A 13,517-nucleotide genomic window follows, 5' to 3' on the forward strand; every position below is an offset into this window, starting at 1 on the left:
CGGCACCGGCATGCTGGGAAGCCAGGTGGTGGCGGGCTCCTAGCGCGAGGAAAACACGTGCGTGCACTGGTGCGCCCGGGTTCCGACGCCACGCGGCTGGAAGCCGCCGGGGCCACCATCGCCCGTGGCGACATGATGGACCTTGACTCGTTGGTCCGCGCGATGGACGGCGCCGACAGCGTGATCACCACGGCGGCAGGCTGTACGCGGCACAGCAAAGGCGACACTCCTCAAATCGACACCGTAGGCAACAGCAACCTCGCCGAAGCCGCCAGCCGCACCCACGTTCGCAGATTCGTGCTGACAAGCATCCTCACCTGCGACCAGACCCCGGAAGTTCCCCACTTCTGGCACAAGAAGCTGGCCGAGGACCGGCTCGAGGAACTCGGCGTCCCGTTCGTGGCGCTGCGTCCGGGGGCATTCCTGGACCAGGTGACCCGTTTCGGTGGCGACCCCTTCAGCAAAGGGCGCCTCACGTGGCTCGGGTCCTCGCACATTCCGTTGACGTTCGTCCTCACAGCCGACCTGGCTGTCTACCTGGCTGCCGCGACAGACACAGAGGGCATCGACGGGCAGCGCATCGACATCGGCTGGGATCGACCTGTCAGCATGCAGGAAGTCGCTGAGATTTCCGGCAGGATCCTCGGCAACCGGATCCGGGTCCGAACCATCCCCAGCGGACTGATCCAAGCCGTGGGCACTGTGCTCGGACCCATTAACCCCATGGTCAAGGACATGGGCGCGATGGCCGGCTGGTTTCAGTCCGGCCAATACGTCGCCGACACCACCCGGCAACGCGAAGTCTTCGGCGCGGCGCCAACCGCCGAGAACGCCATAGCCCGCCTCGTCACGAGCCTCGGACACACGGTCAAACATTAGGCGCACTGAACGCATCACCTTCCAGGACCAGCCAGGCAGAACCAAAGTCCAGGGCGCCTGCTTGTAGATACCCGACAAAATCCTGTCGTCGGCAGGAAACTAGCGTCTGCTGTGAGGCATATCCGCAGCCAGCAAGCGCAAAGGACCCATCAATGACGATTCAGGCAAACGTCGCCACGGGCGACAAAGCAAACGACGCAATCATCCCCGGCACAAAATACGAAATCCTGGAAACCGCCCGCCGGCAGGTCCTCGAAGACGGCATCGGCCTGACCGAAAGCCAGTTGGTGGAGGTTCTTGAGCTCCCGGATGAAGCACTTCCAGCAGCCCTGCAGCTCTCCCACGAGGTCCGGCTGCGGCACTGCGGCGAGGACGTCGAGGTGGAAGGCATCATCTCCATCAAGACCGGCGGGTGCCCCGAGGACTGCCACTTCTGCAGCCAGTCAGGACTGTTCGACTCCCCTGTGCGCGGCGTGTGGCTGGACATCCCGGAGCTCGTCAAGGCCGCGAAGGAAACCGCGGCCACCGGCGCCACGGAGTTCTGCATCGTCGCCGCGGTCCGCGGTCCGGACATGAAGCTGATGAACCAGATCAAGTTCGCGATCGACCGCATCAACGAAGCCGTCGACATCAATATCGCCTGCTCCCTGGGCATGCTCACCCAGCGCCAGGTCGACCAGCTCGCCGAATGGGGCGTGCACCGGTACAACCACAACCTTGAAACGGCCCGCAGCTACTTCCCCGAAGTGGTCACCACGCACAGCTACGAGGAACGCCTGGACACCTGCAACATGGTCAAGGCCGCGGGCATGGAGCTGTGCTGCGGCGCCCTGATCGGCATGGGCGAATCCCTCGAACAGCGGGCCGAGCTCGCCGCCCAGCTCGCAGCCCTCGAACCCCACGAGGTCCCGCTGAACTTCCTCAACCCCCGCCCCGGCACACCGCTGGAAAACCAGGGCATCATGGACGGCAAAGACGCCCTCCGCGCGATCGCCGCGTTCCGGCTCGCCATGCCCCGCACGGTGCTGCGCTACGCCGGCGGCCGCGAACTGACCCTCGGCGACCTCGGCACCCGCGAGGGCCTGCTCGGCGGCATCAACGCCGTCATCGTCGGCAACTACCTCACCACCCTGGGCCGGCCCGCGACGGCCGACCTCAACCTGCTGGTCGAGCTGAACATGCCCATCAAGGAACTCCAGAAGACGCTATGAACGGTGTTTCTTTCCCCAACCGCTCAACCACCGGGGTTTCGACGGGCTCAACCACCGCTGAGTTCTGCGGGCACTGCGGTGAGCCGTCCGACGGCGGCGCCCGCCCGACGTCGGACGTTCACCGCCGCTGCGGCGAACGCCTCGCGATGGAACCGCCGCGGTACTGCGCCGCCTGCCGGCGCCGGATGAAAGTCCAGGTCACACCGCTGGGCTGGTCGGCTGAATGCTCCCGCCACGGGGTGCTTGTTCCATGACAGGTGTGGCGCCGACGGGCCTGATCGAACGGGACCGCGCGCGGTTGTGGCACCCGTACGCACCGGCGTCCCCGGACCTTCCGCTGTGGGAGGTCGGGGCGGCCGACGGGGTGCGGCTGCGGCTCCGGGACGAGGACGGCACCTGCCATGAGGTAGTTGATGCGATGTCCTCGTGGTGGTCAGCGATCCATGGCTACCGGCACCCGGTGCTGGACGCCGCTGCAAGGCGGCAGTTGGAGAGTTTCAGCCATGTGATGTTCGGCGGCCTCACGCATGCCCCGGCCGTGGAACTGGCCGAGTGGCTGGTGGGGATGGCCCCCACCGCGCCCGGGCGGCCGGGTTTGGAGCGGGTGTTCCTCGCGGACTCGGGTTCGGTGGCCGTGGAGGTTGCGCTGAAGCTGGCGGTGCAGTTCCAGACCGCTTCCGGCAGGCCATCGAGGCAGCGGTTCCTGAGCATCCGCGGCGGATACCACGGCGACACCTTCGCGGCGATGGGGGTCTGCGATCCCGTCGACGGCATGCACTCCGCCTTCCCGGGCCTGCTGGCCGGCAACGTGTTTGCGCCCCGTCCCCCGGCGGCGGCGTCAGCCACCCCCGAATCCGTGCAGGCGTGGGCATTGGAGCTCCAGGACATTGCGGCCAATCATTCCGGGGAGCTGGCAGCGATCATCGTCGAGCCGGTCCTCCAGGGTGCCGGCGGCATGCACGCCTACCCGGCCGAATGCCTGACCGCGCTGCGGCAGGTGGCTGACCGGCACGGTCTGCTGCTCATCTTCGATGAGATCGCCACCGGTTTTGGGCGGACCGGCGAACTGTTCGCAGCCGATCACGCCGGCGTCGTGCCGGACATCATGTGTGTGGGCAAGGCCCTGACCGGCGGATACGTGACCCTCGCCGCCATGCTCTGCACCGGGGAGATTGCGTCGGCGGTTTCGGGCGGTCAGGCCGGGGCGCTGCTGCACGGACCCACCTTCATGGGCAACCCGCTGGCGTGTGCGGTGGCCAATGCCAGCCTGGGCATCATCGCCGACGGCTGCTGGCGGGCCGACGTCGCCCGGATCGGCCTGGGCCTGGAATCGGGGCTGACGCCCGCCCTGGAATTGGAGGCCGTCCGGGATGTCCGCACCATCGGCGCCGTCGGAGTCATCGAGCTGAAGGGCCCCGTCGACGTCACCGCCGTTACCACCGCTGCCATCCGGCACGGGGTCTGGGTCCGGCCATTCCGGAACCTCGTCTACACCATGCCCCCGTACATCAGTACGGCAGCGGATGTTGACCAGATCACTGCGGGCATGATCGCTGCGGTCGCCGAAGTCCACGAGCGAGTCCCGGCACGGTCCGGAGGCGCGGTATGAGCAACTCCATGACCCAGTGGCTCGAGCGGCAGGCCGCCGTCCGGGACCGCCGTGGATTGGTCCGCCGCCCGCTCCCCCGCACCGCGGACGAACAGTTCATCGACCTGGCCAGCAACGACTATCTGGGCCTCGCGGCGGACCCGCGCGTTGCCGAGGCAGCCGCGGCGGCGACGTCGCTGTGGGGCGCGGGTGCCACGTCCTCACGCCTGGTGGCCGGAACCACCAGGCTGCACCTGGACCTCGAGCAGGAACTGGCCAGACTGGCCGGCATGGAAACGGCACTGGTGTTCTCCTCCGGCTACCTGGCCAACATCGGCGTGATCGCCGCGCTCGGCGGCCCCGGGACCCTGATCGTCGCGGATGAACACTGCCACGCATCGATGATCGACGGATTCCGGCTCAGCCGCTCCCGCACCGAATCGTTCCCCCACAACAGCGTGGAGCACGCCGGCCGGCTGCTCGCTGACCGGCCGGAGCCGCGCGCGCTGATCGCCGTCGAATCCCTCTACAGCGTCCTGGGCGACGAGGCACCGCTCGCTGGCCTGCTGGCCCTGGCCGAGGAATACGACGCCGTGCTGCTCATCGACGAGGCCCACAGCCTCGGAGTAACCGGCACCGGAGACTTTCAGGGCCGCGGCTCGGTGGCCGGGACAGCCCTTGCCGGGCATCCCAACGTGATCGTGACCGCGACGCTGTCAAAGGCCCTGGGCAGCCAGGGCGGAGCCGTCCTGGGGTCCCCCCTGCTGCGCGACCACCTCATCAACCGGGCCCGCAGCTTCATCTTCGACACCGGTCTGGCACCTGCGTCCGCAGCGGCAGCCCTCGCCGGGGTGCGGATCATCCGCGACGAACCCTGGCGGGCCGGATCCGTCCAAAGCAACGGTGCGGCGCTGGCCGCCGGGCTCGCCCCGGCCCTTGCAGCCCGCGGCGCCGCCGTCGACCGGGCAGCGGGGGCCGTTCAGTCCATTGCCATGCCTTCCGCCGAATCGGCCCTGGCGGCCGCCGGGGCCGCGCGCACCGCCGGCGTCCGGATCGGCTGCTTCCGCCCGCCGTCCGTTCCAGACGGGATTTCGCGGCTGCGGCTCACCGCCCGCGCCACCCTGACCACCGAGGAAATCGAAGACAGCTGCGCAGTGCTGCGCGGCATTTTGGAGGAACTTCCATGAACCTGCCCGGCATCATCCTGATCACCGGAACGGACACCGGCGTCGGCAAAACCATGACGACGGCGGCCTTCGCCGCCGTCCTCCACGGAACGGGACGCAGCGTCGCGGTGTACAAGCCCTGCCAGTCAGGCGCCGCCGACGGCGATTCCGACGCGGCGGAGATTGTCCGTCTCGCCGGCCCCGTGACGGCAGCAACCGGAGTCGTTCTGCAGGAGCCACTGGCGCCCGTCGCCGCTGCCGCCGTCGACGGAACGCCGCTGCCCGGCGTGGCGGCGCACGCCGGCCGCGTCCGCGAGCTCGCCGCCTCCCACGACCACGTCCTGGTGGAGGGTGCAGGAGGCCTGCTGGTGGAGCTCGATTCCGCCGGCTGCACCCTGGCGGACCTCGGATCGCTCCTGGCGGCGGCATTCGTGCTCGTCGCCCGGCCGGCCCTCGGCACGCTGAACCACACCGCCCTGACCCTCGAGGCGCTGGCTGCGCGGGATCTCCAGGTTCTTGGTGTGGTGCTGGGAAGCTGGCCCGGCAACCCTGAATTGGTGCACCGCAGCAACCGGCAGGTGCTCGGAACACTGCCGGCGCCCTTCCTTGGCGCCCTGCCCGAGCAAGCATCGGAACTGTCCCCGGCTGCCTTCCGCGCCGAAGCAGCTGCATGGCTGAACGGCTTGCCCGCATGAACCCGGCGTTGACGGCGCGCTGCCCGTACCTTGTGGTGCGGGACCCGGACGTGGTCCGTGATGTCCTGCACCGGCCTGCCGACTTCAGCCCCGCGAACGCGCTCGTCGCCGTGACCACCCTGGCGGGGCCAGCGCTGCGCGTGCTGCAGCGCGTGGGCTTCGCGTTGCCTCCCGTTCTGGCCAGCAACGACACGGCCACGCACGCCGGGATCCGCAAGGTCGTGGCAGGCTTCTTCACACCCGCCACGGTCGCCGCCATGGAGCCGCGGATCCGGGAACTGGCGCGTGAAGCGGCACGGAACGCCGCGGAGCAGCTCGATTCATCCGGCCAAGCGGACCTCGTGCAGTGCGTGGCGGCGTTTCCACCGGCAGTCGTGATGCTCGAACTCCTTGGGCTGCCCGTCCGGGATCTTGCGGCCCTGAAGCGGTGGGGCCTTGACTCCATGGAACTGTTCTGGGGGTGGCCGGACGAGGAACGGCAACTCGAACTGGCCCACAGCGCCGCCGATTTCTACGTCTGGCTGCGCAAGCTCGTGGCGGATTCCAGGACGGCCCCCGGACGCAACCTGTTCAAATCCCTTGCCGAACACGGCCTGTCCACGCCAGAAATATGCTCTCTCGGCTACTTCCTGCTGATCGCCGGGCAGGAAACAACCACCCAGCTAATCAGCACCACCCTCTTCCGCCTCCTGGAGAGGTCCGCGCCCGTGGGCTGGAACGACGCGGCCTCCGAAGCAGGCTCCAGGAAGGTGGTCCGGCACGTACTTGCCAACGAATCATCCGTCCCCACCTGGCGCCGCATCGCAGCGTACGACACAAACCTCGCCGGCGGCCTGATCCCCGCCGGCACCGAAATCCTCCTCGAACTGAGCGGCAACCGCATCACGTCACCGGCCGGACCCGAGAGCCTGCCTGCGCGGGCGGCACCTGCGCAGCCGGCCCGGGACGGTCAACCCACCGGCCATGGCCTGGTGTTCGGCTCCGGCATCCACCGCTGCCTCGGAGCCAAACTCGCAGAACTCGAGGCGGCCGTCACCGTCCAGGAAACCGCCGCGGCGCTTCCTCGAGTCAAGCTGCTGGACCACGGGACCGAATGGATCAGGCTTCTATCTTTCCAGGCCCCAGGAACGGTCATGGTGATGCCTGGGCCCAGCTGACACTCCGGATTGTTCCAGTGGCCCATCCGGCACCCCTGCGGCTCCGAATCAGTTTCAGAGATCATGAGCAGAGGATGACCATGAGTGTTCAGCAGGAAACCAACTCGGGAGGGGCCACGCTGGGGCGGGTGGTGCTTCCCACGGAGCTGGGTGCCTGCACGGTGCGTGTCCAGAAAGGCACCGTAGGCCGGTCTCCCGACTCCGGCACACCGGATGTCTACCTTCACGGCGCCGCGGGAACCTGGACTACCTTCCAGACGCTGCTTTCCGGGGTGCCGGCCCACGACCGAGTGCTGATTGACCTGCCCGGCTGGGGTGAATCCACCACGGATGCCCGGCTGGAACATTTCAGCATCGACGCGATGGCACGGGCCGTCACTGGTGTACTGCTCTCGCTCGGCTACCGGCGGTGGAACCTGGTGGGCCACTCCATGGGCGGCTTCCTGGCATTGCACATTGCCGCCGCGTGGCCGGAGCGGACCGCCAGCGTAGCCGCCATTTCGGCCACCACATTCGGCGTGTCCGAGGCGACCAGGCAGCCACTGCGCCGGCTGTTCAGGTTCCCGGCGTTCGTGGGGATGCTGCTCGTAATGCGCTCCATGGCGGCCCTCGGTCCCGCGGGGTCAGCGCTGATCCGAGCAATCGGGACCACCCCTGTGATGGGACCGCTGATGTCCCCGTTCTTCGCAGAACCCGCAGTCATTTCCCCGAGTGAGGTCCGCAGGCTCGGCAATGACGCCCGGCCGGCCAGCTTCTCCGCTGCTGCCCGGGCGGCGTCGCACTACGATTTTGACCGGTGGCGCGGCATCCTCTGCCCGGTGCTGGCAATCCGCGGGGACAACGATGTGTTCACGCCACCGTCGGACCTGATCCGGTTGGCTGGCATAGTCCCGCACGTCCAGATGGTGACGATCCCGCGCTGCGGCCACTTCGCCAACATCGAGCGGCCGGAGCAATTGCAAGGGCTCCTCGATGACCTGCGGTGCCCGTGAAGTATCCACGGCGGTTGGCCAGTACGGTCTGGGTTGGGAAGTACGGTCTGGGGTGGCGGGACACGGAAGCGGCACGCTCCTCCCTACTTTCAATCTATAGCGCGCAGGGGGGCTTGCCGCAAGCTCCGGGTTGTGCGCCAAAATTGAGAACCTAAGCCAGGAGGCCGGAAAGGAGGTGATGACGAGCTGCACTTCGCGGCCATCGCGGAAAGCCTCGAGCAGCCGATCACCGACCTGTCCGACCGGTTCGACGCTACGCGCAGGGCACCCGGCCGCTTAGGCCAGGAGGCGCTGGAGAAGGATGTGGAGATCCGCAGGCTGACCGCCCGCCTGCGCGCCCTGCGTCGCTTCGGTTTGGACGTGTGCCTCGGACAGATGGTCCGCGCAGACAACTCCGAGCCGGTGTACGTCGGACGGCTTGGCCTCACGGACAGCGAGGGGCGCCGCCTGCTCATTGACTGGCGTTCCCCTGCGGCTGAGCCGTTCTTCGGGGCGACCTACGCCAACCCGATGGGCCTGGCAAGCCGCCGCAGGTATCGGTGGACCCGCGGTCGGATTAGCGACTACTGGGACGAGGTGTTCACGTCGGACGCGTACGAAGGGCACGCCGCCCTCGAGGACCTTTCTGCCTTTATCGCCAGTCTGGGCAGCAGCCGGTCTGCCCGGATGCAGGACGTGCTCGGCACCATCCAGGCCGACCAAAACGCAATCATCCGCGCGGGATCCCGCGGCGCTCTTGTCGTCGACCGCGGTCCAGGGACGGGGAAGACCGTTGTCGCACTGCACCGCTCCGCCTACCTCCTCTACTCCGACCCCCGCCTTGGTCACCGTGGTGCCCACAGCAAAAGCAGTGTGCTGTTCATCGGCCCACATCAGCCATACCTGAACTACATCCCCGACGTCCTCCCCAGCCTCGGTGAGGAGGGCGTGCAAACATGCACCCTGCGGAACCTCCTCCCCGAAGGAGCCACAGCAGCGATTGAGAGCGACCCGAACGTGGCCCTCCTGAAGTCGTCAGCGGCCATGGTGAAAGCGATCGAGCCCGCAATCAGGTTCTACGAACAGCCGCCCACCAATGGGATGGAGGTCGAGACGCCCTGGGCCGATATCTGGCTGAGCGCCGACGCCTGGGCCGAGGCGTTCGAGTCACCGAGCCTTGGCACTCCGCACAACGAGGCGCGGGACGAGGTCTGGGAGGAGCTGCTCACAATTCTCGTAGACAAGTTCGACGGCGATGACGTCCCGGAGGAGTTGCTCCACAGGGCGTTGGCGCGGAACGCGGAGTTGGTGGACGCGTTCGGCCGAGCGTGGCCGCTGCTCGATTACACCGACCTTGTCGGCGACCTTTGGACGGTGCCCGCCTACCTGCGCATGTGCGCCCCCTGGCTCAACCCTGACGGCGTCAAAAAGCTGCAGCGCCAGGATCCCCGGGCCTGGACCGTGTCCGACCTGCCGCTCCTGGACGCGGCCCGGCAACGCCTCGGCGACCCCGAGACGTCACGCCGCAAGCGTAGGCAGGACGCCGCGCTGGCCGCCGAGCGAGAGCTCATGGACCGGGTAGTCGACGATCTGATCGCGGCCGACGACTCCGAACTGCTGGTGATGTCGATGCTGCGCGGGCAAGACCTGCAGGAAAAGTTGGGTGACGAGGGTGCCGCGCCGACCGCCGACCCGGACTACCTTGCCGGCCCGTTCGCCCACGTCGTCGTGGACGAGGCGCAAGAGCTGACCGACGCCGAGTGGCAGATGCTGCTGCTCCGTTGCCCGTCCCGGAGCTTCACTATCGTCGGGGACCGCGCCCAGGCCAAGCACGGGTTCGCGGAGTCCTGGCTGGAACGGCTCGAGCGGGTCGGATTGAGCAACGTGAACTTGGCGACCCTAAGCATCAATTACCGAACGCCGGAGGAGGTCATGGCGGAAGCCGAACCGGTCATCAGGGCCGTGCTCCCGGACGCCAACGTCCCGACCTCCATCCGGAGCAGCGGCATGCCCGTCGTCCACGGATCCACGTCGGAGGTGAGCTCGATCCTCGACACCTGGCTGGCCACGCATGCCGAGGGAGTCGCCTGCGTCATCGGCAGGATTGAGACGGTGCACGGCTCGTTCCGGGAGGGGACCCGCGTCAGGTCGCTGACCCCGGAGCAGTCGAAGGGGCTCGAGTTCGACCTGGCTGTCCTCGTCGACCCGGAGGCTTTCGGCACGGGCATCGAGGGAGCGGTCCACCGCTATGTCGCCATGACCCGAGCGACCCAGCAACTGGCCATCCTCGCAGCCCCTGGCGTCGACCAAAGACCATGATCGCCACTCGACGATAGCTGGTTCAAGTGGACGCGTCCTTTTTGCGCGCTCGCTCGGTGCTGACCAGGGCGGTGCTTTTGCTCCCGTGCGGGAGCACAATGGATCACAACGAATTCGTGTGCTGTTGAGGATGGTGCCCCCATGAGGACAGGTACAACGCTGGGCATTCTCGCACTGGCGGTGATTCTGTCCGGAACGGCGGGGTGCGGCGCCGGCAGCAGCACTCCCCCAGCGACGGGGAACCCGACGGCTTCGACTACGTCCGTTGGACCGTCGCCGACGTCGACGACTTCAGCCGGCACGGCCACCGGCTCCGCTCCGGCGGCATCACCTGCGGCGATCACGATCAAGGATTTCGCCTATCAGACGCCCCCGTCCGTGTCCCCCGGTGCCACGGTGACGGTGACGAACACGGATACCGCCGAACACACCGTGACTGCCGACGAAGGATCGGCGTTCGATGTCGAGGTGACGAGCTCCGGAACCGCCACGTTCACCGCGCCGTCCAAACCCGGCACCTATCCCTTCCACTGCACCTACCACGTGAACATGCATGGGACGCTGACCGTCAAATGAGCGAAGGGACCCGCTCCGTGGACGTGCCACGATGGTGGTCATGCTTCATCCGCCTGAACCTCAATTGAGCTTCAACCGGGGCGAAAGCGCGCATGAGAAGACCCTCACAGGCTTCTCATGGCTGCCTCAGGTCCGCAGTCCAGCATGGAAGGTGTCCGAGACGACGAAATGATCCGGGCCCTTCTTAGGGACCCCGGCATCAGGACAAGCGGAAGAGGAGATGCTGATGACTCCCGCCCCTACCGGCGCTTCAAGCACCCTCGACCCTGCAGTCCATCAGCGGGAGATGTAACCTTGAAAACCCTAGAGAAAACTCACCACATTTTCGACGGCGCCGGCCGCTCAGGGCGGGAACCTGGGCCCTACGCTCAGCACGGAAGCCCTCAACTGCCGGGATACCGGTCCAGCAGCTGGAAGCTGCAGCAGCACCAATTCGAGCCGATACCGTCATCCTTCCTTTTCGATCAGGTGGCGGCGCTACTCCGTTACGACCCCGCCGTCCGATCCGGTGCACAGGATGCCTCACGCGCCATGACAACCGCAGCGCATCGGGTCGACTCAGTCCTCGGCAATCACCGCCGTCTGTTCAACAAGACCGCCGTGAAGGAGCTCCGTGCAGAGCTAGCATGGCTCACCGAGGCCATGACCCCACTCAGCCACTCCACGCCTGCGCAGGAACAGGCCCGGCCGAACGTCCAAGAGCCGTGGCCCAATGAAACCGCCCAGGCCTACGGACGCCGGGGCACCGCACCGGAAACCGCCTACGTTGCGGCGTACAACACGGCACTTATTGCCCTCGAATCCGACCGGTACTACCGGTTGATCGCCGATCTCCAACTGTTTTGTTCCGCTCCGCCGGTGAGAAAGGCACGGCGTAGGAGCCCCGGCAGCAACGGACGATCCGGTGTCGTCCCGACGTGGGGAGTGGACGCTGGGCCGAGGGCTACTATGTAGCGGGTGCACCCCCGATCCAATGAATGGCATCCCTCGTCCGCTGTATCAGAGCAGGCGCCGGGCGTCTTTTTCGTCCAAGGACCGGCCTCCAACTGGATCGTGGTCCGCGACGAGTCTGGTTACATGCTCATTGACAGCGGTTATCCCTCTGACCGTGCCCTTGTCCTCGAGTCCATCCGCCATTTGTGCTTGCGTCCAGCCGACGCACGGGCCCTGCTCATCACGCACGGCCATGTCGATCACACCGGCTCCGCCGCCTACTTCTCCAGCACCTTCGGAACGCCGGTCCTGTGCGCCCCGGAAGAGCTGGCCCACGTCCAGGGCAAAGAAAAGCACCAAGTCACCTTCGGACAGGTCATCGTCCGGGCATGGCGCCCCCTCGTCCTCCGCTGGATGATTCACGTGATCAAGGCAGGGTCCCTTACGGCGAAGCCCGCGACGCAAGCTCAAGCATGGAGCACCGAGAAACTCCGGGGACTTCCCGGCCATCCGGAAGCCATCCTGATTCCGGGCCACACGCCAGGCAGCGTCTCGATCCTTCTTCCCCAAGCCGGCGCAATCGCCGTCGGGGACTCGTTTGTCAGTGGCCATCCGCTAAGCCGGAAGACGGGGCCGCAGATGCTCCACCGGATGTATCACACCGACCCCGCTGCGGCGCTGGCGGCAACGCACCGCCTGGACGGGATTAACGCCGCAGTGATACTTCCCGGCCATGGCCCCGCATTGCGCATGCCCTTGGCTGAGGCCTTGGCGGCGTTGCGAAGCCGAAGCTGAGCTCCCACTCCCGGCTCAGGGACAGGGCAAAAAACCGGTCCCGGCACCCTTCGCGAGAGGCTGGTCAAGCGAACGCGTGGAAGGCGTCCAGAAGGGGCAAGCCGGTCAGCCGGTCGAACCCCGGACCACCAACGAGCTGTCAAGCGTCACATGCGGTTCCTCGAGCTCCAGTCCTGCCATGAGCCCGCGGAGCTGCTGGCCCGCTTTGCGCCCAAGCGGCATGGCCGGCAGATGCACACTGGTCAGGCCGGGGTTGCTGGTTGCCGAATAAGGCAGGTCGTCGAAGCCTGCCACGGCCAGTTCCTGCGGAATGAGGACTCCGGCCACACGCGCTTCCTGCAGAACACCGTAGGCGTGCGTGTCGGTACCGCACACGACGGCGGTGACTCCGAAACGCTGCCACTGCGGCCAGGCCAGGGCGAACGCCTCGGCGGCCGCGCCGACATCGATCGTGGTGCTGATGATGCAGTCGGGCGGCACCGATATTCCGCGCGTCTTGGCCTCCTCGAGGAATGCGTTGCGCCGCACATCGAAGGTGGCCGTGCCTGTCACGCTGTCGATGTATGCCGCACGCGTGTGCCCTAAATCGGCCAGGTGCGCCGCCAGCTCACGTGCGCCGTGCGCGACGTCCAGGTTTACGGAGGCGGCGTAGGCCTCCAGTCCGGGTGCATCAAGCAGCACCAGGGGCCCGGCTGCAGACAGTTCTTCGAGGAAGCCGGCGTTGGGGGCATCCACCAGGAGGCCGGCGGGCCGGAGCGCCATGAGCTTCCGGACGTCCTCGGCCTGGGGAAACTCGCCGGCGTCGGTGACGGACAGCAGCAGCTGGTAGTCGGCGCCAAGGGTCTCCCGGACTCCGGCGATCACCTTGGCGAAAAAGGGGTTGGAGATGTCCGGCGCCACCAGGATGACGATCGAACTCACGCCTTTGGCCAGCGAGCTCCCAATGCCGTCCACCACATAGCCCAGCTCGGAGATGGCCTCCCGCACGCGCGAAATGTTGTCCTCGGACACGCGCCCCCGGGTTTTCCCGTTGGCCACCAGGGACACCGTGGCGGTGGAAACGCCGGCGCGCTGGGCCACCATCGCCGCCGTGACGCGGGGTGCCCTGCCGCTGGGCCGGTCGATGGTGTCCATGTATCGATCGTAGCCAAGGTTTCACGGTTCAGGCATCACATGGCATCAAGCGCTTGACGAAATTCACGTTAAGCGCTTGACGTATTGCAGTGA

Annotated in this window: 12 protein-coding genes and 1 pseudogene; 12 read left to right on the forward strand and 1 reads right to left on the reverse strand. The window is 67.0% G+C overall.

Translation table 11 applies throughout. From position 1 onward, the window contains the following. Positions 1-57: 57 nt before the first annotated feature. The 12 genes and pseudogenes from AC1D14_RS13020 (at position 58) to AC1D14_RS13075 (ending at position 12,290) form a co-directional block, all read left to right on the forward strand. Positions 58-879, forward strand: coding sequence for an NmrA family NAD(P)-binding protein (locus tag AC1D14_RS13020; protein ID WP_476881788.1), 822 nt, complete (start codon positions 58-60; stop codon positions 877-879). A 152-nt stretch (positions 880-1,031) separates the two neighbouring features. Beyond that, positions 1,032-2,090 carry a biotin synthase BioB gene (gene bioB, locus AC1D14_RS13025; RefSeq protein ID WP_476968608.1) on the forward strand — a complete coding sequence of 353 codons (1,059 nt, stop codon included), beginning with the start codon at positions 1,032-1,034 and terminating at the stop codon, positions 2,088-2,090. Beyond that, positions 2,087-2,344 (forward strand): biotin synthase auxiliary protein BsaP, encoded by a 258-nt coding sequence (gene bsaP / locus AC1D14_RS13030; protein WP_230117288.1) that lies wholly within the window; start codon positions 2,087-2,089, stop codon positions 2,342-2,344. The genes bioB and bsaP overlap by 4 nt, the downstream gene beginning before the upstream one ends. Beyond that, a complete protein-coding gene (locus AC1D14_RS13035) occupies positions 2,341-3,699 on the forward strand; it encodes an adenosylmethionine--8-amino-7-oxononanoate transaminase (RefSeq protein ID WP_476968609.1) in 1,359 nt (452 codons plus the stop codon). Before bsaP ends, AC1D14_RS13035 begins: the two co-directional genes overlap by 4 nt. A gap of 8 nt (positions 3,700-3,707) precedes the next feature. Then, positions 3,708-4,865 (forward strand): 8-amino-7-oxononanoate synthase, encoded by a 1,158-nt coding sequence (locus AC1D14_RS13040; RefSeq protein ID WP_476968623.1) that lies wholly within the window; start codon positions 3,708-3,710, stop codon positions 4,863-4,865. After that, a complete protein-coding gene (gene bioD / locus AC1D14_RS13045; protein WP_230117291.1) occupies positions 4,862-5,539 on the forward strand; it encodes a dethiobiotin synthase in 678 nt (225 codons plus the stop codon). The genes AC1D14_RS13040 and bioD overlap by 4 nt, the downstream gene beginning before the upstream one ends. Further along, the gene (locus tag AC1D14_RS13050; protein WP_476968610.1) at positions 5,515-6,696 is read left to right on the forward strand and encodes a cytochrome P450 family protein; all 1,182 of its coding nucleotides are present in this window, start codon (positions 5,515-5,517) and stop codon (positions 6,694-6,696) included. Before bioD ends, AC1D14_RS13050 begins: the two co-directional genes overlap by 25 nt. 80 nt (positions 6,697-6,776) lie before the next feature. Continuing rightward, positions 6,777-7,688 (forward strand): alpha/beta fold hydrolase, encoded by a 912-nt coding sequence (locus AC1D14_RS13055; protein WP_476881785.1) that lies wholly within the window; start codon positions 6,777-6,779, stop codon positions 7,686-7,688. A 180-nt stretch (positions 7,689-7,868) separates the two neighbouring features. After that, positions 7,869-9,986: pseudogene (helR, locus tag AC1D14_RS13060) on the forward strand (RNA polymerase recycling motor ATPase HelR); the annotation flags it as partial. A 141-nt stretch (positions 9,987-10,127) separates the two neighbouring features. After that, on the forward strand, positions 10,128-10,562 hold the full coding sequence (locus AC1D14_RS13065) for a cupredoxin domain-containing protein (protein WP_230117294.1): 435 nt from the start codon (positions 10,128-10,130) through the stop codon (positions 10,560-10,562). 168 nt (positions 10,563-10,730) lie between these two features. Continuing rightward, on the forward strand, positions 10,731-11,516 hold the full coding sequence (locus AC1D14_RS13070; protein ID WP_476968624.1) for a CHAD domain-containing protein: 786 nt from the start codon (positions 10,731-10,733) through the stop codon (positions 11,514-11,516). 3 nt (positions 11,517-11,519) lie between these two features. Further along, entirely contained in the window at positions 11,520-12,290 is a 771-nt protein-coding gene (locus AC1D14_RS13075; RefSeq protein ID WP_476968611.1) for an MBL fold metallo-hydrolase, read from the forward strand. A gap of 105 nt (positions 12,291-12,395) precedes the next feature. Here AC1D14_RS13075 and AC1D14_RS13080 read toward each other — a convergent pair whose 3' ends face one another. Next, positions 12,396-13,373, reverse strand: coding sequence for a LacI family DNA-binding transcriptional regulator (locus AC1D14_RS13080; RefSeq protein ID WP_476968625.1), 978 nt, complete (start codon positions 13,371-13,373; stop codon positions 12,396-12,398). Positions 13,374-13,517: the final 144 nt, after the last annotated feature.

This window comes from Arthrobacter sp. P1_B11 (assembly GCF_056406715.1).

Excerpts from the sequence above, each read along its gene's own strand:
- AC1D14_RS13080 (WP_476968625.1), bottom strand. The coding sequence starts at position 13,373 with ATGGTGGCCCAGCGCGCCGGCGTTTCCACCGCCACGGTGTCCCTGGTG.
- AC1D14_RS13065 (WP_230117294.1), top strand. The coding sequence starts at position 10,128 with ATGAGGACAGGTACAACGCTGGGCATTCTCGCACTGGCGGTGATTCTG.
- AC1D14_RS13055 (WP_476881785.1), top strand. The coding sequence starts at position 6,777 with ATGAGTGTTCAGCAGGAAACCAACTCGGGAGGGGCCACGCTGGGGCGG.
- AC1D14_RS13070 (WP_476968624.1), top strand. The coding sequence starts at position 10,731 with ATGATCCGGGCCCTTCTTAGGGACCCCGGCATCAGGACAAGCGGAAGA.
- bioD (WP_230117291.1), top strand. The coding sequence starts at position 4,862 with ATGAACCTGCCCGGCATCATCCTGATCACCGGAACGGACACCGGCGTC.
- AC1D14_RS13035 (WP_476968609.1), top strand. The coding sequence starts at position 2,341 with ATGACAGGTGTGGCGCCGACGGGCCTGATCGAACGGGACCGCGCGCGG.
- AC1D14_RS13050 (WP_476968610.1), top strand. The coding sequence starts at position 5,515 with ATGGCTGAACGGCTTGCCCGCATGAACCCGGCGTTGACGGCGCGCTGC.
- bioB (WP_476968608.1), top strand. The coding sequence starts at position 1,032 with ATGACGATTCAGGCAAACGTCGCCACGGGCGACAAAGCAAACGACGCA.
- bsaP (WP_230117288.1), top strand. The coding sequence starts at position 2,087 with ATGAACGGTGTTTCTTTCCCCAACCGCTCAACCACCGGGGTTTCGACG.
- AC1D14_RS13040 (WP_476968623.1), top strand. The coding sequence starts at position 3,708 with ATGACCCAGTGGCTCGAGCGGCAGGCCGCCGTCCGGGACCGCCGTGGA.